General features: G+C 48.0%; 25 protein-coding genes, 2 tRNA genes and 1 pseudogene. 22 read left to right on the forward strand and 6 right to left on the reverse strand.

Features of this window, described 5'->3' with window-relative positions:
• Position 1: 1 nt before the first annotated feature.
• The 13 genes from hprK to Q9J79_RS00340 all read left to right on the forward strand — a co-directional run bounded on the left by hprK (position 2) and on the right by Q9J79_RS00340 (position 12,987).
• Complete coding sequence (gene hprK, locus Q9J79_RS00275; RefSeq protein ID WP_301911559.1) at positions 2-964, forward strand: HPr(Ser) kinase/phosphatase; 963 nt, start codon at positions 2-4, stop codon at positions 962-964.
• Complete coding sequence (gene rapZ, locus Q9J79_RS00280) at positions 945-1,799, forward strand: RNase adapter RapZ (RefSeq protein ID WP_301911558.1); 855 nt, start codon at positions 945-947, stop codon at positions 1,797-1,799. Before hprK ends, rapZ begins: the two co-directional genes overlap by 20 nt.
• Before the next feature lie 80 nt (positions 1,800-1,879).
• Positions 1,880-2,821: a ribosome biogenesis GTPase YlqF gene (ylqF, locus tag Q9J79_RS00285; RefSeq protein ID WP_301911557.1), complete on the forward strand. Its 942-nt coding sequence runs from the start codon at positions 1,880-1,882 to the stop codon at positions 2,819-2,821.
• A 279-nt stretch (positions 2,822-3,100) separates the two neighbouring features.
• Entirely contained in the window at positions 3,101-3,703 is a 603-nt protein-coding gene (scpB, locus tag Q9J79_RS00295; RefSeq protein WP_301911556.1) for an SMC-Scp complex subunit ScpB, read from the forward strand.
• A gap of 182 nt (positions 3,704-3,885) precedes the next feature.
• Positions 3,886-5,559, forward strand: coding sequence for a DNA repair protein RecN (gene recN / locus Q9J79_RS00300; protein ID WP_301911555.1), 1,674 nt, complete (start codon positions 3,886-3,888; stop codon positions 5,557-5,559).
• Between the two features lie 111 nt (positions 5,560-5,670).
• Positions 5,671-5,747 (forward strand) — tRNA-Arg (locus tag Q9J79_RS00305).
• Positions 5,748-5,763: 16 nt separating this feature from the next.
• A tRNA-Glu gene (locus tag Q9J79_RS00310) sits at positions 5,764-5,838 on the forward strand.
• A gap of 348 nt (positions 5,839-6,186) precedes the next feature.
• Positions 6,187-7,203 carry an IS1595 family transposase gene (locus Q9J79_RS00315; RefSeq protein WP_301911554.1) on the forward strand — a complete coding sequence of 339 codons (1,017 nt, stop codon included), beginning with the start codon at positions 6,187-6,189 and terminating at the stop codon, positions 7,201-7,203.
• A 132-nt stretch (positions 7,204-7,335) separates the two neighbouring features.
• Positions 7,336-8,925, forward strand: a complete 1,590-nt coding sequence (locus tag Q9J79_RS00320) for a site-specific DNA-methyltransferase (protein ID WP_301911553.1) — start codon at positions 7,336-7,338, stop codon at positions 8,923-8,925.
• Positions 8,926-8,934: 9 nt separating this feature from the next.
• A complete protein-coding gene (locus Q9J79_RS00325; RefSeq protein WP_301911552.1) occupies positions 8,935-11,625 on the forward strand; it encodes a DEAD/DEAH box helicase in 2,691 nt (896 codons plus the stop codon).
• Between the two features lie 140 nt (positions 11,626-11,765).
• Entirely contained in the window at positions 11,766-12,203 is a 438-nt protein-coding gene (locus Q9J79_RS00330) for a hypothetical protein (RefSeq protein WP_301911551.1), read from the forward strand.
• 292 nt (positions 12,204-12,495) lie between these two features.
• Positions 12,496-12,732 carry a YrhB domain-containing protein gene (locus Q9J79_RS00335; RefSeq protein ID WP_301911550.1) on the forward strand — a complete coding sequence of 79 codons (237 nt, stop codon included), beginning with the start codon at positions 12,496-12,498 and terminating at the stop codon, positions 12,730-12,732.
• 105 nt (positions 12,733-12,837) lie between these two features.
• Positions 12,838-12,987 carry a hypothetical protein gene (locus Q9J79_RS00340; RefSeq protein WP_301911549.1) on the forward strand — a complete coding sequence of 50 codons (150 nt, stop codon included), beginning with the start codon at positions 12,838-12,840 and terminating at the stop codon, positions 12,985-12,987.
• Between the two features lie 229 nt (positions 12,988-13,216).
• On the opposite strand, the gene mnmC1 is transcribed toward Q9J79_RS00340, so the two are convergent.
• Positions 13,217-14,836 (reverse strand): FAD-dependent 5-carboxymethylaminomethyl-2-thiouridine(34) oxidoreductase MnmC1, encoded by a 1,620-nt coding sequence (gene mnmC1, locus Q9J79_RS00345; RefSeq protein ID WP_301911548.1) that lies wholly within the window; start codon positions 14,834-14,836, stop codon positions 13,217-13,219.
• Positions 14,837-14,955: 119 nt separating this feature from the next.
• Between mnmC1 and Q9J79_RS00350 the strand changes: the two genes are divergently transcribed.
• From Q9J79_RS00350 to Q9J79_RS00360, 3 genes are all read left to right on the forward strand, one after another.
• On the forward strand, positions 14,956-15,315 hold the full coding sequence (locus Q9J79_RS00350) for a gamma-butyrobetaine hydroxylase family protein (protein ID WP_301911547.1): 360 nt from the start codon (positions 14,956-14,958) through the stop codon (positions 15,313-15,315).
• A gap of 53 nt (positions 15,316-15,368) precedes the next feature.
• Positions 15,369-16,106 carry a bifunctional demethylmenaquinone methyltransferase/2-methoxy-6-polyprenyl-1,4-benzoquinol methylase UbiE gene (ubiE, locus tag Q9J79_RS00355; RefSeq protein ID WP_002214049.1) on the forward strand — a complete coding sequence of 246 codons (738 nt, stop codon included), beginning with the start codon at positions 15,369-15,371 and terminating at the stop codon, positions 16,104-16,106.
• A 219-nt stretch (positions 16,107-16,325) separates the two neighbouring features.
• Positions 16,326-16,799 (forward strand): NGO0322 family iron-responsive protein, encoded by a 474-nt coding sequence (locus tag Q9J79_RS00360; protein WP_301911544.1) that lies wholly within the window; start codon positions 16,326-16,328, stop codon positions 16,797-16,799.
• Positions 16,800-16,933: 134 nt separating this feature from the next.
• On the opposite strand, the gene folK is transcribed toward Q9J79_RS00360, so the two are convergent.
• The 5 genes from folK to Q9J79_RS00385 all read right to left on the reverse strand — a co-directional run bounded on the left by folK (position 16,934) and on the right by Q9J79_RS00385 (position 19,876).
• On the reverse strand, positions 16,934-17,428 hold the full coding sequence (folK, locus tag Q9J79_RS00365) for a 2-amino-4-hydroxy-6-hydroxymethyldihydropteridine diphosphokinase (RefSeq protein WP_301911543.1): 495 nt from the start codon (positions 17,426-17,428) through the stop codon (positions 16,934-16,936).
• A 9-nt stretch (positions 17,429-17,437) separates the two neighbouring features.
• Positions 17,438-17,812, reverse strand: a complete 375-nt coding sequence (locus Q9J79_RS00370; RefSeq protein WP_002217625.1) for a SirB2 family protein — start codon at positions 17,810-17,812, stop codon at positions 17,438-17,440.
• 53 nt (positions 17,813-17,865) lie between these two features.
• Positions 17,866-18,432: a tRNA 5-(aminomethyl)-2-thiouridylate-methyltransferase MnmM gene (gene mnmM, locus Q9J79_RS00375; protein ID WP_301911540.1), complete on the reverse strand. Its 567-nt coding sequence runs from the start codon at positions 18,430-18,432 to the stop codon at positions 17,866-17,868.
• Positions 18,433-18,516: 84 nt separating this feature from the next.
• Positions 18,517-18,810 (reverse strand): RNA chaperone Hfq, encoded by a 294-nt coding sequence (hfq, locus tag Q9J79_RS00380; RefSeq protein ID WP_003687717.1) that lies wholly within the window; start codon positions 18,808-18,810, stop codon positions 18,517-18,519.
• Between the two features lie 127 nt (positions 18,811-18,937).
• A complete protein-coding gene (locus Q9J79_RS00385; RefSeq protein WP_301911539.1) occupies positions 18,938-19,876 on the reverse strand; it encodes a serine hydrolase in 939 nt (312 codons plus the stop codon).
• A gap of 327 nt (positions 19,877-20,203) precedes the next feature.
• Here Q9J79_RS00385 and Q9J79_RS00390 point away from each other — a divergent pair, with 327 nt between their 5' ends.
• From Q9J79_RS00390 to Q9J79_RS10520, 6 genes and pseudogenes are all read left to right on the forward strand, one after another.
• Positions 20,204-20,644 carry a peroxiredoxin gene (locus Q9J79_RS00390; RefSeq protein ID WP_301911538.1) on the forward strand — a complete coding sequence of 147 codons (441 nt, stop codon included), beginning with the start codon at positions 20,204-20,206 and terminating at the stop codon, positions 20,642-20,644.
• Positions 20,645-20,695: 51 nt separating this feature from the next.
• Positions 20,696-21,571 (forward strand): site-specific tyrosine recombinase XerD, encoded by an 876-nt coding sequence (gene xerD / locus Q9J79_RS00395; RefSeq protein ID WP_301911537.1) that lies wholly within the window; start codon positions 20,696-20,698, stop codon positions 21,569-21,571.
• A gap of 181 nt (positions 21,572-21,752) precedes the next feature.
• Complete coding sequence (locus Q9J79_RS00400; protein WP_002214037.1) at positions 21,753-21,953, forward strand: bacterioferritin-associated ferredoxin; 201 nt, start codon at positions 21,753-21,755, stop codon at positions 21,951-21,953.
• A gap of 165 nt (positions 21,954-22,118) precedes the next feature.
• Positions 22,119-22,352, forward strand: a complete 234-nt coding sequence (locus Q9J79_RS00405; protein WP_002219546.1) for a glutaredoxin family protein — start codon at positions 22,119-22,121, stop codon at positions 22,350-22,352.
• 515 nt (positions 22,353-22,867) lie between these two features.
• Positions 22,868-23,083, forward strand: a pseudogene (locus Q9J79_RS10515) (RHS repeat-associated core domain-containing protein); the annotation flags it as partial.
• A gap of 33 nt (positions 23,084-23,116) precedes the next feature.
• Entirely contained in the window at positions 23,117-23,446 is a 330-nt protein-coding gene (locus tag Q9J79_RS10520) for an AHH domain-containing protein (RefSeq protein WP_500797192.1), read from the forward strand.
• Positions 23,447-23,449 lie beyond the last annotated feature (3 nt).

Genomic DNA, 23,449 nt, shown 5'->3' on the forward strand with positions numbered 1-23,449 from the left:
TATGCCCAGTATCTCCGTCCGCCGGCTGTTTGACGACAACCAATACAAGTTGCAACTTGCCTGGACCGCCGGCAATTCGGGTGCGGACAACCGTATCGGCGTAGAGGCGGACAAGCCCGTCCTCGCCTTGGTCGGACACCTGAATTTCATCCACCCCAACCAAATCCAAGTGGTCGGTTTGGCGGAGTCGGAATATCTGAACCGCCTCGAATCGGGTGAAATCGGTTACAAATTCGGCGACCTGTTTGATATTTCCATGTCTTTGGTCATTGTGGCAAACGGCTTGCCGGTTTCCCAGGGTCTGCGCGACTATTGCCACAAAAACGATATTCCACTGCTGACTTCCAAACTCGAAAGCCCCTATCTGATGGACGTGTTGCGGATTTACCTGCAACGCACCTTGGCGGCATCGTCCGTCAAACACGGCGTATTTCTCGATGTGTTTGAAATCGGCGTGTTGATTACCGGACATTCGGGGTTGGGCAAGAGCGAATTGGCATTGGAGCTGATTTCGCGCGGCCACAGCCTGATTGCCGACGATGCGGTCGAGCTGTTCCGCATCGGTCCGGAAACATTGGAAGGACGTTGTCCGCCCATGTTGCGCGACTTTTTGGAAGTGCGCGGCTTGGGGATACTCAATATCCGCCATATTTTCGGCGAAACCTCTATCCGGCCGAAAAAAGTGTTGCAACTCATCATCAACCTGGTTGCCGCAGACGATGAGTACATGAAGCAGCTCGACCGGTTGAGCATCCGCACCGAAACCGAATCCATCCTCAACGTCAACGTCCGTTCGGTAACGCTGCCCGTCGCCATCGGACGCAACCTCGCCGTTTTGGTTGAGGCGGCGGTACGCAATTACATTTTGCAGTTGCGCGGCAAAGACAGTACGCGCGAATTTTTGGAACGCCATCAGACGCAACTTAAAGAAAACGAACAGAATCATGAAAATCGTCCTGATTAGCGGGCTTTCCGGCTCGGGCAAATCCGTTGCACTGCGCCAAATGGAAGATTTGGGCTATTTTTGCGTGGACAACCTGCCTTTGGAAATGCTGCCGTCGCTGGTGTCGTACCATATCGAACGTGCGGACGAAACCGAATTGGCGGTCAGCGTCGATGTGCGTTCCGGCATAGACATTGCCCAAGCGCGCGAGCAGATTGCCTATCTGCGCGGACTCGGACACAGGGTTGAAGTTTTGTTTGTCGAGGCGGAAGAGACCGTGCTGGTCCGCCGCTTTTCCGAAACCCGACGCGGACATCCGCTGGCCGGTCAGGACATGACGCTGTTGGAAAGCCTGAAAAAAGAGCGCGAATGGCTGTTCCCGCTTAAGGAAATCGCCTACTGTATCGACACTTCCAAGATGAATGCCCAACAGCTCCGCCATGCAGTCCGGCAGTGGCTGAGGGTTGAGCGTACCGGACTGCTGGTGGTTTTGGAGTCCTTCGGATTCAAATACGGTGTGCCGAACAACGCCGATTTTATGTTTGATATGCGCAGTCTGCCCAACCCGTATTACGATCCCGAGTTGAGACCTTACACCGGTATGGACCAACCGGTCAGGGATTATTTGGACGGACAGCTGCTTGTGCAGGAAATGGTTGACGACATCGAAAGGTTTGTTACGCGTTGGCTGCCGCGTTTGGAGGACGAAAGCCGCAGTTATGTTACCGTCGCCATCGGCTGTACCGGCGGGCAGCACCGTTCGGTCTATATTGTCGAAAAACTCGCCCGAAGGTTGAAAGGGCGTTACGAATTGCTGATACGGCACAGACAGGCACAAAACCTGTCGGGCCGCTAATCCCGTCAAACCATTATGCCGTCTGAAACCCCGTCCTCCGTTTCAGACGGCATTTCAAATATTGAGAAGAAAGAACAGACATGGCAATCCAATGGTTTCCCGGCCATATGAACAAGGCGAAAAAAGCCATCGCCGAGCGTGCAAAAAGCGTTGATATGGTGATTGAAATGCTGGACGCGCGTATGCCCGCCTCCAGCGAAAACCCCCTGCTTGCCCAGCTTTCCAAAGGCAAGCCCAAACTCAAAATTTTAAATAAGCAAGATCTTGCCGACCCCGAACGCACAAAGGTCTGGCTTGAACACTACAACAGCCTGTCCGACACGCGCGCCATCGCCCTCGATTCCTCCGAAACCGGCGCGCACGGCAAAATCACCCAAGTCTGCCGCGCGATGATTCCCCATCGGCAAGGCATAGACAAACCCCTGCGCGTCCTCATCTGCGGCATTCCCAACGTCGGCAAATCCACCCTCATCAATGGAATGATAGGCAAAAAATCCGCCAAAACCGGCAACGAACCCGGCATCACCAAAGCCGAACAACGCCTCTTCCTCGCCGACGACTTCTGGCTGTACGACACCCCCGGAATGCTGTGGCCGAAAATCATCGTCGAAGAAGGCGGCTACAACCTCGCCGCCGGCGGCGCAGTCGGACGCAACGCGTTGGACGAAGAAGAAGTCGCCCTCGAACTTTTAGACTACCTCCGCCGCCACTACCTTCCTATGTTGCAAGAACGCTACCAAGCCGACAAAGACCCCAGTAGCCACTGGGATGACAACTCGTGGCTCGAGTGGATAGCCAAAAAACGCGGCGCAGTCCTCAGCGGCGGACGGGTCAATTACCAAAAAGCCGCCGAAAACATCCTTACCGACTTCCGCGAAGGCAAAATCGGCAGAATCACCCTCGAAACGCCGAACCAATGGGAAACATGGCTTAAAAAAGCCCGCCAAAAAGAAGCCGAACTCAAAGCCATTCGCGAAGCCAGAAAAGCGGAACGCAAAGGGCAGAAGCCTGCGGACGAGTAGGGTGGCATAGAGAAATGCCAAAAGAGGTTTCACTATCTTTAGAAAGGTCGTCTGAAACCTTAGACAGATTGTTCAGACGACCTGTTTGTAAAATTTATAGTGGATTAACTTTAAACCAGTACGGCGTTGCCTCGCCTTGCCGTACTATCTGTACTGTCTGCGGCTTCGTCGCCTTGTCCTGATTTAAATTTAATCCACTATAAAACCAACATATAAAACTGAAAAGAATCCTTATCTAAGGCTGACTGACCAATATTAAAACAATTAAATCTTGATGTTATGAATGAAAAACTCTCTCCTGACGCGCTGATTGAAGCTGCGCTTTTGACTCAAGTCGAACCCTTAAACGAAAAGACCATGCGAGAATTGTGTGTACCGCCGCTGTCGCAGGACAAATTAATCGATGTGTTGGCGCAGTTGAAAACACGTTGGCAGGGCAGGGCGTTGCAACTGGTGCATACGCACGAGGGCTGGCGTTTTCAAATCGTGCAGACGGCATTCGAGCGGCTGGGCAGCCTCCAAGAACAGCGTGCGCCGCGCTATTCCCGCGCTGTGATGGAAACGCTGGCGATTATCGCCTACCAGCAGCCGGTAACGCGCGGCGATATCGAGGGTATACGCGGCGTAGCGGTGTCGCAGAACGTGATGCAGACCTTGCAGGATCGGGGGTGGATTGAGGTAATCGGACATCGTGATACGCTTGGCAAACCAGCGTTGTGGGCGACAACGGCAACGTTCCTCAGTGATTTGAGTTTGAACAGTTTGGAAGAACTGCCTCCGTTGACAGAACTAGGCGAATTGGTTTTGCCCGATTTAATGGAAATGCCCCCTGCTGATGAAGAAGAATCGGAAACCGCACCATCCGATATGTTGCTTAATTGAAATCAGGATGCCGTCTGAAATGCATATTGCTTCAGACGGCATTGCAATAAATAAGCAGATAAAAACAAGCACTAAGAAAAATTAAGGAAAAACTTATTTTTAATTTAAAAAATCTTAGTTATAATTCGTATATCTAAAGTTGATATTGCTTTTGTCGGTAGAATTGCTAAGGAATCCTCACGATGCTTCTAACACTTTCTTTGCGTGATTTTGTCATTGTTGAAAATCTGAATCTGGATTTTCAAAGCGGCTTTACCGTATTGACCGGAGAAACCGGCGCGGGCAAGTCCATTACTTTGGATGCGATTGGTCTGCTGTTGGGCGACAAAGCCGATTACAGCCAAGTCCGCAGCGGTGCAAAAGAAGCGCAGTTGTCGGCATTGTTCGATATTTCCCATTTACCTGTTTTAAAAGCAGAATTGTATGAACAGGGGCTTTTAAACGACGGAGAAGAAGAACTCAGTATCCGCCGCATTATCGATGCCAAAGGCAAAAGCCGCAGCTTTATCAACAATCAGGCGGCTACCTTGGCGCAACTCAAATCCGTCGGCAGTCAGCTTATCGATATCCATGGACAAAATGCCCATCATTCGCTTAATCAGGAAGCCGCCCAACGGAATCTTCTAGATGCATTTGCGGGCAGCAGGGCGCAGGCGGAAACCGTCAGGCAGCTTTATCAAAACTGGGCCAATGCGAAAAAAGCCCTCCAAGAGGCGCAGGAACACGCCGATGCCGTCATTATCGAACGGGAGCGTCTGGAATGGCAGTTTAACGAACTGAATCAGTTGGACATTAAACAAGGCGAATGGGAAGCCCTCAGCCAAAGCCACGACAGCCTTGCCCATTCTGCCGAACTGTTGCAGGCCGCCGAAGAAGTCGGAAGCAAGATTGACGGCGACAACGGCATCCAACGCCATATCTATCAATGTCAAAAACTATTGGCCAATCTGCAAAACATCGAGCCGCGCTTTGCCGAGAGCCTGAATATGTTGGCAAGCATCGAAGCCGAATTGGGCGAAATCAGTGCCAATATGCGCGATGTGGCAGGTCGCAGCGACATCAATCCCAATGAATTGGCGGCACAGGAACAGCGTATGGGCGAACTGATGGGGATGGCGCGAAAATACCGGATCGAACCTGAAGAGTTGCCACAAAAGCTGGCTGAAATCGAAGAACGCCTGCAAAGCCTGCAAGCTGCCGCCGATTTGGACGCGCTCGAGCATAATGTTGCCCACAATTTTGCCGAATATCAGGAAGCCGCCCACATCCTTTCTGCCATGCGCCATCAGGCGGCAGAGCGTTTGAGCGGCGAAACGACCGAGCATATGCAACACCTTGCCATGAAAGGTGCACGTTTCGACATCGTCCTGTTGCCTTCGTCGCCGACGGCACACGGTTTAGAGCAGGTTCAATTTCAAGTTGCCGCTAACAAAGGCAATCCGCCCCGTCCGCTGAACAAAGTCGCATCCGGCGGCGAATTGGCGCGTATCAGCCTTGCCTTACAGGTTGTTGCCAGCCAATATACCCAAGTTCCCACCCTGATTTTTGATGAGGTCGATACCGGTATTGGAGGGGGAGTGGCTGAAATGGTCGGCAAGGCATTACGTGCGTTGGGCAGAAAACATCAGGTGCTTGCCGTTACCCATCTTCCGCAAGTCGCATCCTGCGGAGAAAACCACTGGCGGGTGCGCAAGCACAGCGAGGGAGAGCAAACCGTCAGCGAAATCAGTATATTGGATGAAATCCAACGGATCGAAGAGGTTGCCCGTATGTTGGGCGGAGAAGTCATTACCGATACGACGCGGCAACATGCGGCAGAATTGCTGCAACTTGCGTCGAAAAATAGTTTATTTTAAAATCAATAAGTTATAAAAAGCAACTGAAAATAAAAGTCTAAAATAATAGACAGAACTCAGATAAATCCGTATTATCACGCTTTCTTAATCACTTGAACAAGTGATTGTGCTGCACCCGTAGCTCAGTTGGATAGAGTATCTGGCTACGAACCAGAGGGTCGGGCGTTCGAATCGCTCCGGGTGCGCCAACAAGACACACAATATGCGCCCATCGTCTAGCGGTTAGGACATCGCCCTTTCACGGCGGTAACCGGGGTTCGATTCCCCGTGGGCGTGCCAATTTAAAATGCCTCCGATTATATCGGAGGCATTTTAAATTTCCGTTTTTATATACGGATATATTCCTTCGAAGTATATATTCTATTTTATCAATTGATTACCTATTATCGTTGGGTTTTGGCATTATAGTATGTTGAATGTATTGGCATAGATACTGGAATGAAAGTAGGTCTATGGTTGGGCATTTAATATGTCTGTCAGTTGAGGAGCAGATATTACTGGTAAAGTCTGCAATTTAAAAAGGATTCTAGCAACAAAGAAAGTGGCTGTGTTTTGAAACTAGGTTGATAAACTCACCCCAATCTGATAAAATCCTTTACAACAATTTGAGTTGTAAGGGATTTCGTCATGTCGGCTGTCACAAGCAAATTGGATATTCTGAAACAGTTATTCCAAAGTCTTCCGGACAGCGAGAAGCAGCAGTTTTTAGCCTCTGTTTCCCAAGAAATCGAAATAAAGAAAGTAGTTGAACCGAAGAAAATCACCTGCTGTCCGCACTGCCAATCTGCACATTTTGTCAAAAACGGCAAAAAATGCGGAAATCAAATGTATCTCTGTCGGAACGACGATTGTAGGAAGTCGTTTGTGGAACAGACCGGCACCATCCTCTACAACACACAGAAAGATATCGAAGTCTGGGAGAAATATATTCACTGTATGGTAGAAAAATACCCGTTGCGAAAAAGTACCCGGATTTGCGGTATCTCCCTGCAAACTGCTTTCTACTGGCGACATAAAGTTCTCGGTGCCTTACAGAATATGATGGACGAAGTAGAATTGGACGGCATTGTAGAAGCTGACGAGACCTATTCCACCGTTTCCTATAAAGGACATCACAGGGATTTTAAATTACCGCGTCCCGCACACAAACGGGGAACGCCGGCGGGGAGGCGCGGTTTATCGAAAGAACAGGTTTGTGTTCCCTGCGGCATCAATTTGGACGGGAAGGCTGTTGCCAAAATCAGGAATCTGGGCAAACCGTCTTTGAAAGACCTGCAAAAGGTGTTGTCCGACAAAGTTGCCGCCGGTTCCATGTTTGTCACCGATTCCTTAAGACCATATCAAAAATTATCGCTGGATATGAATTTGAGCCATATCCGTATTCCGAGGGGGCGCCGCTCCGTCGGTGCCTTCAACATTCAAACCGTCAATAGCTACCACAGCCGTTTGAAAAATCTGATTGTTTACCGTTTCAAAGGGGTGGCAACCAAATACCTGAACAATTATCTGGTCTATCACAACTTCGTGAATTTTGCCAAAGACACACCGGCGAATAAGGAAGCGGTATTGCTGAACTTCATCCGCAATACGCTATGTACAATCAAATCGAAGGAAGTCAGCAACCTCCCTGTTGTTCCGATTTGATTTAATTTGGAGAATTATGAAAGGCACAATAATGGCAAACGCACGCACGCACGCACTTATACTCTAAAATAAAAATAAATTCAATCAATTCAAATTATTATAACTGTTTCCTGTCAAGTAAAGGAGGGCAAAATGCCTAAATTGATTTGGCAGGGCAAAGAACAAGTCTTGCAACATCATCTTGATGTTCCTTTTCACATTCTGCACAAGCAATATTCGTTTCAAGCCCCCCCTGGCAAACCGCACAACCGCCAAGACAATATATTGATTCATGGCGACAATCTGCTTGCACTCAAATCGCTGCTGCCCGAATTTGGCGGGCAGGTAAATTGCATTTACATAGACTCACCGTACAACACGGGCAATGAAAACTGGGTCTACAACGACAATGTCAACGACCCGCGGATTCAAAAATGGCTGGGCGAAGTGGTAGGCAAAGAAGGCGAAGATTTCTCACGTCACGACAAATGGCTGTGCATGATGTATCCGCGTCTGAAATTGCTCAAACAACTTTTGGCAGACGGCGGCGTGATTTTTATTAGTATCGATGATAATGAGCAAGCCAATTTAAGACTGATTTGCGATGAGATTTTCGGGTATTCGAATTTCATAGCGGATTTCATTTGGCAACATCGCAAATCCAGTCAGAATGATACCGATGTTTCTCTTTCGCACACACACACTTTATGCTATTCAGAAAATCGGGATTCTTTCAAAATTAAGCCGTTGCCAGCTGATGAAAGTAAATTTTCCAATCCTGACAACGACCCTCGTGGAGCGTGGGTTGCCGACCCAATGGACGCGCCAAATGTCCGTGAAAACTTGTCTTATCCCATAACAAATCCGAATACAGGCGAAGTCTATTATCCGCCGAATGGCAGACATTGGAGATTCACCGAAGACAAATATCAGACGGCACTCGCCGAAAACAGGATTTTGTTTGGCAAGACCGGCAGAGGCAAACCTCAATATAAACGCTTTTTAAGTGAGGTCCAATCCAAAGGTCAAAACCCTTTTACCATTTGGACTGATTTGAATACCGCAACCGGTGCAACCAAAGAATTGATGCAGATTTTTGATGGTAATAAAGTTTTTGATACGCCAAAACCAGTTGATTTAGTTGAATATATTTTGAAAATTGCTGCCAAAAAAAACGCCATAATCCTAGACAGCTTTTCGGGAAGCGGCACAACCGCCCATGCTGTGTTGTCGCTCAATCAAAAAGATGGCGGCAACCGCCGGTTTATCGGTATAGAAATGATGGACTATGCCGAAACCATTACCGCCGAGCGTATCCGCCGTGTCATCAACGGCTACGGTACAAAACCCGAAACCCAAAACGGTACCGGCGGCGGCTTTTCGTTTTACACCGTGGGGGAACCGCTTTTTCAAGATGACAATCTCAATCCCAAAGCACCCATTTGCGCCATCCGCGGATACATCGGCTACACCGAAGGTTTGAAAGATATTTGGCACACGGACAACGGCGTATCGCCGCACGCTTTGGGTATGGAAAACAATACGGCATATGTGTTTTATTATGAAGAAAATCAAATAACGACTTTAGATTTGGAATTTTTACAAACGCTCTCCCTCAAAAGCTTGGCAGACCGCCCCGAAAGCTGGGTAATTTATGCTGACAAGGTGGTGTTATCGCACGAGCAGTTGAAACAATACAAGATTGTTTTTAAGCGAATCCCACGCGACATTTCACGATTTTAAGGGGCTAAAATGGAATTGAAAAACTATCAAAAAGACGTGATTGACGATTTGCAAGCTTATTTGGATTTGTTGAATAGCAACCAGTCTGACAGTTTGAGCACCGTTTTTGCCCGCTATTGGCGTGAACACCGCCGTTTTCCCATCCCAAACCCGCCAACGTATCACAATACCATTTCAGGTGTGCCAAATGTGTGCATGAAAGTCCCGACCGCTGGCGGAAAAACCTTTATTGCCGTCAATGCGCTACAACCGATTTTTGATGCTAAAAATTACGGTGGCAAGAATAATCCCAAAATGGTGGTGTGGCTGGTGCCGTCTGAAAGTATTTTATCGCAAACCTTAAAAAATCTACGTGATATCCAACACCCGTACCGCCAAAAATTAAACGCCCAATTCGGCGGGGTCGGACGTGTTCAAATTTTTAATAAAGAAGAGGTTTTGTGCGGGCAAAATTTTGATGCCGACAGTGTACATCAAGGCATTTCCATTGTGGTAATGAGCTTTGACAGTCTGAAAGGACGCAGCAAAGAAGTATTGCGGGCGTATCGAGATAATGCGAATTTGGCGGGTTTTGAACACATCAACCCGCAAGACAAGCTGGAGGAGTTTGACGAAACCAGCCTCGTCAATGTGATGCGTAGTTTAAATCCCGTATTGATTGTGGATGAAAGCCATCATACCGCTACCGCTTTATCCAAAGAAATGTTGGTCAATCTGAATCCGAGTTTTATTTTGGAGCTCACCGCTACCCCGAAAAACACAAGCAATATCATCAGTTATGTGGATGCTGTCGCTTTAAAAGCCGAACAAATGGTGAAATTGCCCGTGATTGTCAGCAAGCAGAATACACAAACTGATGTGATGATGTCTGCTTTGACCTTGCGGTCGAATTTGGAAAAAATCGCCGAAAATGCTTTCAAATCGGGAGCTTCGCCCTATATCCGCCCGATTGTCCTGTTCCAGGCCGAACCTAAAAGCAAAGAAGACAACGCGACTTTCGAACACATTAAGAATGAATTGTTGAAAATCAACATCCCTGAAAATCAAATTGCTATCAAAACCAGTGAAATCAATGAATTAAAAAATGTAGATTTACTGTCAAAAGACTGCCCAATCCGTTTTGTGATTACCGTAAATGCCCTAAAAGAAGGCTGGGATTGCCCGTATGCCTATATCTTGGCGAGTTTGGCAAATAAATCTTCGGTAGTTGATGTTACTCAGATTGTTGGGCGGATATTGCGCCAGCCCTATGCCCAAAATCACACGTCACCTTTGTTGAACAGCAGTTTTGTGTTTACTTCGTCCGACAAATTTGACGCTACTTTGCAGTCTATCGTCAAAGGTTTAAACATGGCGGGATTCAGCGAACATGACTATCGTCTTGCTATACCGACAGAGATGCCTGCATCAAACGGATTGTCCGAAACACCAAATTCACCTGACGATTTATTTGGGCAAATTCATACGGAAAATCTGGACACCGATAAAAAAGATGAAGCAACTCACGATGAGAAGACCTCTTTGTCTGATGATTTCAGACAGTCTGAAAACACGGGAAACGGTGACAGTGCGGATTCAAAACATAGTTCGGTTTTGCAGACGGTTGCCGATTTTCAAAAGCAGGCCGAGCAGCAAAGCAGGGATTACCAAGAACTGGCCGTACAAAATCCCAATCCGGTACCTCCTGACTTGCAAGGGAAAACCAATATGACAAAAATACAAACTGAATATGTTGATTTGATTGGCAATCTGAAATTGCCTCAGTTTTTTATCAAAGCGGATTTGGAGGATTGGTTTAGCGAAAACGGCGGGCAGGTTTTACTGGATAAAGCCAATCTGCTCAAAAATTTAAAATTATCAGGTGAGAACTGCAATATCGATTTTGGCAATATTAGCGAAACGGTGTATCAAAGCAATATTGACGATAAGGGTATGGTGCAGTTTCAGCCTTTAAAAGGACAAGATAAAAAACGGCTGGTTGAAATATTTGCCAATTACCCTGATAAAACGCAACAGGAAACACTGATTAGGAATCTGTTTGATTTAGGCAAAAAATCGTTCTATCCGATTGGCGATGACGATATAAAAGCCTATTTCCGTTGTATTGTGGAACGAATGAACAGCGAACAGCGGCAACATTGTTTTATCCATATCCATCAATATTTCCAGAAAATCAAACAGAAAATCAACCAAATCAGCACTACCTTTGCTGAAAACGAGTTTTACAAACGGAGGGATATAGACGAGATTGTGATTGTCCCACATTTCAGCTTCCCATCGGAAATCAACCCCAGTGAGTTTGGTACGCCGTATGCCCACAGCCTGTATGAAAAAGAAGGCAAAATCAGCAATTTTGAAAGCCGGATTTTGCAAACCATTTTAAATCACGACAATATTGATTTGAAGTTTTGGCACAGGAATTTGGAAAAGAACGATTTTTATATCAATGCATTCCTAAATCATTATCCTGATTTTGTGTTACTTACGAAGAAAGGTACGGTTGTGTTGTTGGAAACCAAGGGCAATCAACTGGACGGCAGCGACAGTCAGGCAAAAATCCGCGCGGGAAAAGCATGGGAAAATGCCGCAAACCAACTCAATGATGGATGGAAATATAGATATTTGATGGTATTTGAAACCAGAAAATTAGAAGGAGCGTATTCGGTAGAAGAAATGCTGGACAGATTGGAAAACTGGTAAATGGCAAATCACCCTATCGATTGAGTTATTTGTCTATATATTTGAATCTAGGCAAACGAGAAAGAATTATGTATTTCATGATTCTTTCTTAAATTAGCGTGTCAACCTAATATCAAAACACAGCCAAGAAAGTTAAAAACATGAACACAAACTTAAATGACAAAGACAAAGCCATGGATACCGCAATCAGGTTTCAGAAAAGGATGAGGATTCCGAAATTTTTCTTTTTAATTCTCGGAATCACAGTGGTTTTGGCATTTATCCAAGACGTAATAACGGGTTCTAACTTTCTGCAAATAACAATTGTGCAAATAATATTTGCGATATATTTCAGTTTCGGAGGTATCATAATTTTATTCTACATAATCATCGCAGGAATCTGCCCCTATTGCCACGAATTCCAAAAGATGAATTATGGCACCTCCGTCGGCATCGGGTCGGATAGCTTTACTTTCTTTAAAGGCATTTCCCCTGTTCCAAAAATTGATTACTGCAGCAAATGCGGTAAGCCCCTGTCTCCAGAAGCCGTAAATAAGGTAATGAATGATAAAGCCGATGAAGAAAAATCTGATATTTGATGTAAGTTGAAGCAGAACAAGCCACAATGTAAACAAATCCTCCCTATAGAGTGAGTATGGCACGCGTGCTGGCTTGAAGATTCCGCAATACCAATTATGTCTGCATCCCCCATTACTTGACGAAAGGCCGTCTGAAAACAGAAAAACCGTTTCAGACGGTCTTGTTTAACACCACCGAGCCAGCGTGGTCCATAAAGCGCAGTTTTCCCAAAAGGTATATTGATGGGCAAATATAAAAAGGAGGCGAAGTCAATTTTACTACCTTCAAACATTTTCAATTTGGAGTATTGCCATGACGATTAATTATCGAGAAGCAAAGAAAATCGCAGTATCTTTTTTAAGTCAAATAGAGCAAGAAATGGGAATTTCATTGTTAATAGTTGAAACTCATGTACGAGAAAATGATGATGGGTGGTTTTTCCCATATCAGTCAAAAGAATATTTAGAAACAATGGATATAAACAAATCTATTATTGGAAATTGGCCTATATTTGTTTCTAAAAATGGAGGAGTTCCTTCTATTTGTTGATTTTGGCCCATTAGCTAAGTCCGTATTCCACTAAACTTGATCCTATATAGAATAGAAATAAATTTATAAAGGTAAAGTATATGATCCAACAGGACATTTTGGAACTTGGAAACCGCAATCGATCCGCAAACAGGCGAGTTCAATGCCAACCTGCTGCCGGAACATATTAAAGAAGAAATCAAATCAAAGAGCGGGGTGATTGCATCACTGACGGGAGCGGCCGTGGGCGGCACGCCGATAGACGTGCAAATCTGAGGGGCGGTCGGATAGAATGGAGTAGAGAATAATTTAGTGGGTATATCATATGTTGTATTGACTGATTTTTCGCATACTCACTGATTTTTTAAAATCTTTTTACATGGTTATAGAAATTTCGGTGTGGGAAAGTGATAAAAGTTTTAGGTTGTGTATGTGTCATAGTATTGAGACCTTATCGTAAGATATGAATATTAGCCTAGAGTTTCAAAGAGAATGCGGCAAAGGTTTAAGGAGTCAGGTTTTGCCTTCTGACGATGGCGCGGATGACGGTGCGGTTGGGGTGGAGGGTGTGGCGCAGGCGTTTTGAGAGGGGGTGGGGTAAGTCTAGGATTTCGGCGGCAACGGCGGCGGCGCATATGGGGGCGGTGGCGAGTCCGCGCGTGCCGTGCGCGGTGTTGGCGTAGGCATTGGGCAGGTACGGGCAGGGTGAATCTATGCGGTAGTTTTTGTCCAGCGCGAGTTTGGCGTAAGTCTGCCGCATAGCGGCAATGTCGCCGAGTGCGCCGACGATGGGCAGGTGGTCGGGGCTGTCGCAGCGTATGGCGGCGTGTCCCCGGTATTTTTGAGGGTTTGGGTTGGCGGCAAACAATGATTCGGCAAGGGCGGGATTAAGGTGTGCTAGTGCTTGGCGGTTTGAGGTTTCTTCGGCTTCATTCCATCCGGTATGGCTGCTGTTGGGAATAAAACTTGCACCGTAGCAGTGCAGTCCGTGCCACGACGGGCTGATGTAACTTTCGCCTGAAACGGCGCAACGCAGTTGTTCGGAAAACGGGGTGGACGGTGTGAGGCCGGTTTGTCCGCGTATTTGCCTGAGGGGCAGGGCGGCGAGGTTGGTTTCGGGCAGGCAGGGGCTGTGCGCGCCGGTGCAGTAGACGATGTGTGTGGCGGAAAAGATGCCGTTTGGCGTGCTTGCAATCCACTTTTCCCCGTCGTGGGAAATGCCGGTTAACGGTGTGTCTTCGTGCAGTCCGATCAGCGGATGGCTGAGGAGGGCGCGGACGAATGCGGGCGGGTTGAGCCATACGCCGTGCTGCCAGAATAGTCCGCATGATGGTTCGGCGTAGGGGGTGCTAAGCGGGATACCGGCGATTTTTCTGGCTTCTGCCGGCGTGATGCTGCGGTAGAGATGGTTATGGTGTTTTTGCAAACCCAATTCGTGATTGCGTTGTTGTTCGGTGCGGCTGTAATTGAGGTGGATGATGCCGTTGCCGCCCCAGGTTTCGGATTCGGGCAGGATGTGTTCGAGCAGGCGTTTGGTGTAGCCGTAGCCGGCAAGCAGCAGTTCGGTTTGTTCGGTATCGTGCGGCGAGATTTTGGCATAGAGCAGCCCTTGGCGGTTGCCGCTGGCGGCTTGGGCGGCTTTTCGGGCTTCCAATACGGTAACGGAAATGCCGTGTGATGCTAAGGCGTGGGCGGTTGCCGCGCCGGATATGCCCGCGCCGATGACGAAGACGTGTTCCGGTTTTTGCCGTTCGGATGTTTGTGGAAGTGCAAACCAGGGTTTGTCGGGGGTGTTTTCTGTTTGCGCGATGGCTTTGGTCTGCCAAGAGATATGGTGGAAATGTTCGTGCAGGCGGTGAGTGCGTGAAGGCGGAACCAGCCAAAAACGGACATCGGGCAGGATGTGTTCGATGAGGTTGATGCTGTTGAATTGTAGGCACTGCGTTGCCTGATCCAAACGGTGCTTCAGACGGCATTCTGCATCCGAAGCATCTTGTGCGGTTTGAAAATCGGGAATCTGATTATCGGGGAGGCAGATAATCAGGTTGAGCGGTTGTGTGCGTTTGCCGATAATATTGTAAAGCGTGCGGATGTCGGGAATGCCGCCCCAAGCGAGATTGTCCATATCAATGCCGTCTGAAATGTGGGTTTGAATATCGGTATCGGGATAAAGCTGTTAAAATACGCGCCGTTTGAAGGCACGCCTGCGCCTGCCGGATATTGTATGCCGAACCGAGGTGTTTTTTGAATAATATTCCTGTTGAAATCCGCTTGTTGAAAAACCGTACCGTATTGGTTTTGACTTACGGGGACGAATCTAAAAATCTGCCTGCCGAGTTTTTGCGCGTCTATTCGCCGAGTGCGGAAGTGCGCGGACATGGTGTGGGACAGGATGTTTTGCAGACCGGTAAGGCGGATGTGCAAATTACGGATTTGCAGCCTGTCGGTCAGTACGCGCTGAAAATCAGTTTTTCGGACGGGCACGACAGCGGTCTTTACGATTGGGCGTATCTGCACAGACTGGCATACGGATACGATGCGATGTGGCAGGAATATTTGGACAAATTGGCGGCGGCTGGTGCGTCGCGTTTTGAAGAGAAATAAGACCGGTCGGATGGCAATCTGACGGGCAACGGTATCAGAGAGGTGGTTAGAATATGGGCGGACAGAAAACGCATTTCGGGTTCAGTACGGTCAACGAAGATGAGAAAGCCGGAAAAGTGGCGGAAGTGTTCCACTCCGTCGCCAAAAACTACGACATTATGAATGATGTCATGTCGGCAGGGCTGCACAGGGTGTGGAAGCATTTCACCATCAACACGGCGCACCTGAAAAAAGGCGATAAAGTGTTGGACATTGCGGGTGGTACGGGCGATTTGTCGCGCGGTTGGGCAAAACGCGTCGGCAAAGAGGGCGAAGTTTGGCTGACCGATATTAATTCTTCTATGCTGACCGTCGGGCGCGACCGGCTTTTGAACGAAGGTATGATTCTCCCCGTATCGCTTGCCGATGCGGAAAAACTGCCTTTCCCTGACAATTATTTCAATTTGGTTTCCGTGGCGTTCGGCTTGCGGAATATGACGCATAAAGATGCCGCGCTGAAAGAGATGTACCGTGTTTTGAAACCGGGCGGCACGTTGCTGGTGTTGGAGTTTTCCAAAATCTACAAACCGCTCGAAGGCGCGTATGATTTCTATTCGTTCAAGCTGCTGCCGGTCATGGGCAAACTGATTGCCAAAGATGCGGACAGCTACCAGTATCTCGCCGAATCCATCCGCATGCACCCCGATCAGGAAACTTTAAAGCAAATGATGCTGGATGCCGGATTTGACAGTGTGGACTATCATAATATGAGTGCGGGTATCGTCGCGCTGCATAAGGGCGTGAAATTTTAAACGGACTGCCTGTGAAGCCAATGCCGTCTGAACACGTTTCAGACGGCATTTTTGTGTTTTTCGAGACAATGGTTTTAAATCTTAAAAATTAATTCATATATCCATCAATAATTTATAAACTTTTTAAAAAATAGGAACAATTATCATTTGCAAGATTGGGAGATGTCTGTATAATGCAGTCAATCCAGTAAACAACGCAGCAGACGAAAGGAGGGAAAAATGCCGGAAAGTATTTTCAAACAGATTTCCCTTGATATTTTGAAACTGCATCGGGATTCTGTTTATTCGCTGCTTGCCACTTCCGGCTGCAACTGTCAGGTGCATGAAGCGGCGTATGTCAATATTGACGGTAAATATTATATTTCGCTTTCGTGCGAGCCTGAGGTAGGAGAAGTTAAAACAGGCATTTTGCTAATTGAGGATGAAAGCCGCAACCTTCGTTTGAGCTGGGTCGGCAGTGCGCGGGAGCTTGACCGCAAGGATAATGCCTACAAACGCGCCCTGTCTGCGCTGTCCAGAAAGATGGAGCGGTGTAAAGACAAGCTGCATACGGCGGTTCAGCCGTTTCTGTTGGAGCTGGTGCCGGAGAAAGGTAGGTTTTCTGTCGGGGATGAAGAAGTTTGGATTTCTCGAAACGATTTAGTGAGGGCTTTATATCCTGTCGGATACAGTATGCGGCAGGCAATGTTGTAGATTTAAAGTTTTGGTAGTGGTTTGTGTTCCTTTTGCGCCCCTTTCCCAAGGGGCGATTTTTTTGCACGCGTGTTGGCGGCAAAGGAAAAATGCCGTCTGAAACCGGTGTTCGGACGGCATTTCCGTGTGGCGGATTATTCTTCGGGCAAAAGGCGGATACCTTGATTGCCGAGCTGTTTTGACAATTCGGTAACCCTTCCGTGTTTGCCTAAAATAAAATCAGGGAGGATTTCTGCCAAAGGGCGTATGACGAAACTGCGTTCGTGCGCGCGCGGATGCGGCAGGGTAAGGCGGGGGTCGTCGCTGGAGATGCCGTCAAAGTCGATAATGTCCAAATCCAATGTGCGCGGCGCGTTGCGGAAGCTGCGTTCGCGTCCGAAATCAGCCTCGATACGGTTGAGTTCGGCAAGCAGGGCAATGCCGTCCAGAGTGGTGGAAACGGTGCAGACGGCATTGACGAAATCGGGCTGATTGTCGTAACCGACGGGCGCGGTCATATACAGTGAGGAAGCCTGTTCAAGCCGGATGTCGGGATGGGACGAGAGCACGTCCAATGCGCCGCGTATTTGTTGTGCGGGGTTGTCAAGGTTGCTGCCCAAGGCGATGACGGTAAAATGTCTGTTGTTCATGGCAGTGTTTTAGAAAGGCAGGACTTTGGTTTTGGCAAGGTAAACGATGCAGGCGACGCAACACATAGCGAGCAGGTAAACGGTGTAGAACTTGGTCGAACGCGGACGGGCGCGCATCATCATCATACCCAATGCGATATAGGCGAGCAGAAGCAGGATTTTTGTGCCGAGCCAAGGCGCGTTGAACGGGGAGAAATGGGTAATTTTCATCAGCCACAATCCCGTAAACAGCAGCATGGTGTCGTTAAGGTGGGGCAGTGCTTTCCAAAAGCCCGCCAAGGGCTTTTCTGGATTTTTCCAAAGTAGGAAAAAACGGATGTTGAATACCAAAATGGTGATGGTAACGAAGATTTGATGGCTGTATTTGACAATCAGATACTGCATAGTCGGCTCTTATCAAAATAAGGGTTGGAATCGGCTTATTTTACCGCAAACATTTATTTTTGACGTAACTTTTCAAATGCCAACAGATAGGGCGGATTGTTTTTCCGGTTGGTAAAGCCGTAACGTAAAACGGCAAACTGTTCTTGAGGCAGGTTTTTTGCCCATTGTCCGACGGCTTCTGCTTCCTGCTTTCCGTTTTCGTGCCCGGGGTAGAGGACGGCAATAAGCATACCGTTTTCTTTCAGTAGGGATAAGGTGGCAGAAAGGGCGGCAATGCTGGTTTCCTTGTTGGTGGTCAGATTCTTGTCGCCTCCGGGCAGCCAGCCGAAATTGAAAACGGCTGCATCCAGCGGCTCCGGAATATATTGCTTCAGGTTTTCATGTCCGTCCAAGATGAGCCGTACATTGCTGTAACCTGCTTCCTGCAGACGGCATCGGGTGTTGTTCAGGGCTTGGGGCTGGATGTCGAATGCCCACACTTTCCCCCGGATGCCTGCGGTTTGTGCGAGGAAAAGGGTGTCGTGTCCGTTGCCGGCGGTGCCGTCCAGCGCATTGCCGCCTTCGGGAAGTGCCTGCCGCAAAAGGCAATGGGAGAATGGAAGGATGTTTTTCAATAACATTTTCAAATGCCGTCTGAAAATAAAAATACCTTACCGTTGTCCGGTAAGGTATTGAAAGATATGACACGTCATGCTTCGTGCGGATTATTCGGCAGGCTGCTGGACGGTTTCCACTTGGACAAGGGTCGAAGCCGGTGCGGCTTGGGGTTTGTTTTCATGTTGGAGGTTGACGGAGCGAGCCGGTACGATAGTGGAAATGGCGTGTTTGTAAACCATTTGGGTTACGGAAGTGTTTCTCAGAAGAACGACGTATTGGTCGAAAGATTCAACCTGACCTTGCAGTTTGATGCCGTTGACCAGGTAAATCGAAACCGGAACGTGCTCTTTACGCAGGGCGTTCAGGAAGGGATCTTGCAACATTTGTCCTTTAGCTGTCATATTTTTAACTCCGTTATTATGATTGTGAAATCGGGCAGACGCCCTGTGCGTGTCGAATTGTAGCCTTGAATAGGAAAAATTACCAATTTTTTTGTGTTTGGGCGGTTTTCCGCCGGGCATTTGTATGTCAGGAGCGTTGCTGTAGCATCCACGATTCGATTTTTCGGGCGTCGTTGATGCGTGTGGCGGATGTGGGCGAGTTCAGCAATACGATGGTAACGGGTTGGTTTTGAATGTTGGCTTTGACAACCATAGACCTGCCTGCCTCGCGGATGTAGCCGGTTTTCTGCAATTCGATGTTCCACATGCCTTCCCTGACTAGGGCATTGGAGTTTTTGTAGTTCTGCTGCCCGTTTTTGGTCTGTACCGAGGCGTAGTTGGAAGTCGAGTTGGTGCGGATTTGCGGATATTGGGCGGCAGCGTTGACCATGAGGCTCAGGTCTTTGGCGGTGGAAACGTTTTGGAAGTTGAGTCCGGTCGGTTCGTAAAAGCGGCTGCTGTACATGCCCAGGCTTTGGGCTTTACGGTTCATGGCGGCGACAAATGCGCCCATGCCGCCGGGGTAGGTTCTGCCCAATGCATGGGTGGCGCGGTTTTCGCTGCTCATCAGGCTCAGGTGCAGCAGTTCTTTGCGTGTAAGTGCCGTACCTATGGCAAGACGGCTGCCGGTCCCTTTGAGGCGGTCGATTTCGTCGGGCGTGATGGTAACGGTTTCGTTCATGTCCAAGTTTGCATCCAAAACGACCATCGCGCTCATCAGTTTGGAGATGGAGGCGATGGGCATAATCCTGTCGGCGTTTTTCTGATACAGTATTTGCCCTGTTTGGTTGTTGACGACCAGTGCGGATTGGGAGGACAGAATCAGCCCGCCTGTAATAGCCTGGGTGTCGGTGGGATATATCGTGCTTTCGGCGAATATTTCTATCGGATCGGAGGAGGCGGGCAGGTTTTGTTTTAAAAACTGTCCCAAAATATCGGTATCCGCGAAAAGTCGGGCAGAGGGCAGCAGGAAAGCCAAACCGAGGAGCAGGGCGGGACGCAGGTGTTTCAGGGGGCGGGCGGGCATTTTTGATTCCGTGTATTTGAATATCGGCGTTATTTTGTTGAAAAAACAGTTATCTGTAAAGTGTGCCGCCTGAAAAAAAGCCGCCCGCCTTTGGGCGGTTTTGTTGCCTTGTTATTTGTTTGCTTTATAACGTTCTGTTTTTAAATTGGAACATATTTAATGACCCGGTGCGGTTTCCTTTATGCCGCCGTGTGCCGTCCGGGTTTGTCCGACGGTTGGATATTCCGCCGTCAGAGCGGTAGAATCGGGGTTTGTCTGGAATCAAGCTGATGCACGGGTGTGTGCTGATGCGTTGTTTTAATCGTTGGAATATTGGGAGTACGGATAATGGGTGTGAAATATGAATTTACCCTGCCTTCGAGCAGCGGTGCGGATTTCCGTTCGGCAGAACATCTGCCTTTGGTCGTGTATTTTTATCCGAAAGACAGTACGCCGGGCTGTACGACGGAAGGCTTGGATTTCAATGCGCGTTTGGAACAGTTTGAGGCATTGGGTTATACCGTGGTCGGCATTTCGCGGGACGGCGTGAAAGCGCATCAGAACTTTTGCGCCAAGCAGGGTTTCCGGTTCGAGCTGTTGAGCGACAAGGATGAAACGGTATGCCGCCTGTTTGATGTCATCAAGTTGAAAAAACTGTATGGGAAAGAGTCGTTAGGTATCGAGCGCAGTACGTTCGTCTTGAATAAGGACGGAGAAATCGCCCGAGAATGGCGGAAAGTCAAGGTGTCGGGTCATGCGCAGGAAGTATTGGAAACGCTTTCCCGATAATGTGAACCATGCCGTCTGAAGAAGATTCAGACGGCATTTGTTTGGAACGGTATGGAAGAAGGTTTGATCGACAGGCTGCTTGAAACGCTGTGGCTAGACAGGCGGCTCAGTCAGAATACTTTAAACGGTTATCGGCGCGATTTGGAAAAAATCGCCCGCCGCCTGTCCCAATCGGGCAGAACGCTGAAGGATGCGGACGAAGCGGATTTGGCGGCGGCGGTTTATGTTGCCGGGGAGCAACGGAGCTCGCAGGCGCGCGCATTATCGGCGTGCAAACGCCTGTATGCGTGGATGGAGTGGGAAGGGATGAGGGCGGACAATCCTACCTGTTTGCTGAAACCGCCCAAAATCGACAAGAATATTCCGACAATGATTACCGAACAGCAGATTTCCCGACTGCTTGCCGCGCCGGATACCGACACGCCGCACGGTTTGCGGGATAAGGCCCTGCTCGAATTGATGTACGCGACCGGCTTGCGCGTCAGCGAGGCGGTCGGGCTGAATTTCGGCAATGTGGATTTGGACAGGGGCTGCATTACCGCGCTGGGCAAGGGCGATAAGCAGAGGATGGTTCCGATGGGGCAGGAGTCGGCGTATTGGGTGGAACGCTATTACACGGAGGCGCGTCCGGCCTTGTTGAAGGGCAGGTCTTGCGATGCCTTGTTTGTCAGTCAGAAAAAAACGGGCATTTCCCGGCAGCTGGCGTGGATGATTGTCAAAGAATATGCAAGTCAGGCAGGCATCGGGCACATCAGCCCGCACAGCCTGCGCCACGCCTTTGCCACGCATCTGGTGCAGCACGGCTTGGATTTGCGCGTGGTTCAGGATATGTTGGGACATGCCGATTTGAATACGACGCAGATTTATACCCATGTTGCCAATGTGCGGCTGCAAAAGGTGGTGAAGGAGCATCATTCCCGAAATTGAGGTTTTGTTCCCTCATCTGCTTCAGATTAATAAAAAACAATCGAAAATAGAAATGCGATAAAAAAATACCAAGAAAACCGCGTCCTCCGACCTTGCAATACGAACTGTTTTTATTTATATTTGCATACGATAATAAAAGCCGCTATCGGTACGATAGCTTGAGAACACAACGGAGCACAAAATGTTTGTCTGCATCTGCAATGCCGTTACCGACCACCAAATCAAGGAAACCATCGCCGCCGGCGCGACCACAATGGGCGATTTGCAGTCGCAATTGGGCGTGGCGAGCTGCTGCGGCTGCTGCGGGGAGCTTGCCGCTTCGTTTCTGACGGCGCACAATGCGCAACCGACGGTTACGGCGGGTATCAACGTTCAAGCGTAAAACGGTTTTGGAAATGCCGTCTGAACTGTTCAGACGGCATTTTTGCTGTTTTTGGCAGGACTTGAGTATCATCTTCCTTGAAAACATTGTTTTTTCCCAAATAGACCATGATTCTGCTGCGTCTAAGGCTTTGGCGTGTGCAAATTGACAGATAAGGAAACGCGGATGAAATTGACCTTGATGTTTCGTGAATATTGCAGCTTGTGCCACAAAATGCGCGACGAACTCAAACCTTTTCAGGATGAATACGGGTTCGGGCTGGAAGTGGTCGATGTGGATGAAAATCCTGTTTTGGAAGAAAAATACAATGAGCTGGTTCCCGTTTTGTTGGCGGGAGATGAGGAAATCTGCCACTGGTTTTTGGATGAGGACAGGTTGAAACAGTTTCTCGAACGGTAAAAAAATGCCGTCTGAAGCAGGACTTCAGACGGCATTTTTTTCAAATTAACGTTCTTTACGTTTTTGCGGGGCTGATGACCTGCCGGTAAAGGAAGCACGTTTGGATGCTTGGTAAATTGCTAGTCTTCTTCGATGTTGCATATTAACCCTTTCTTTATTTTATTTGTCGGTTGGGAGAATTCTTATTTATTGATTTTTTCAATAAAAATTAGAAAATTTATTGTGAGATGTTATTGTTGGCAATTATATCATGTTTTGCTGTTGATGGAAGCATGATTGTGTAAAGATGATATGTGTTTGTGTAATCGGTAGATTTTATAGTGGATTAAATTTAAACCAGTACGGCGTTGCCTCGCCTTGCCGTACTATTTGTACTGTTTGCGGCTTCGTCGCCTTGTCCTGATTTAAATTTAATCCACTATATAAGAAAACCGCCAAGGCGGTTCTTGGCGGCGGAAACGGAGGGGCGGGCGGCATCAGGCAATCCTTGATTTTTAAAACCATTAGAGCTTGACATCTATGGGCAGACACGCTCAGAGGTAGGTGAGGTCGGCTTCATCCCCTTCCTCTATCAAGGGCAGTACCTTGACAGGGAGACGGGACTGGCTTACAACCGCTTCCGCTACTACTCCCCAGAAACAGGAGCATACATCAGTCAAGATCCCATTCGCCTCGAAGCGGGGCTTTCTAACCTATACGCATATGTACACGATGTAAACGCCTGGGTCGATCCACTAGGTCTGATGCCTGATTGGATGAAAACTATGAAAGGGTATCAACGACATCATATAATACCTCAAAGCCTTCAAGCTCATCCTCTCTTCGTGTCATCAGGAATGAATATAGATGGTGCTAGTAATATGAAGTACTTGCCTATTGCAGAGGGAATAGATCCTAATCCCAATAAAGCTATTCATTTAGGATGGAATGATGTGCATAGAGAATATAATCAAATGATGAAACAGCGAATGGATGAGCTTTATGATATTTCCAAAGTTGAAGGGTGGGATCAACGAAGAATTCAAAAGGAAGTCATAGGTTTACAAACCGAAGTTAGGCAAGGATTGGATTCTGGAAAATATAAAACGCACTAATAG

The organism is Neisseria viridiae, from assembly GCF_962747995.1.
Classification (GTDB): Bacteria; Pseudomonadota; Gammaproteobacteria; order Burkholderiales; family Neisseriaceae; genus Neisseria; species Neisseria viridiae.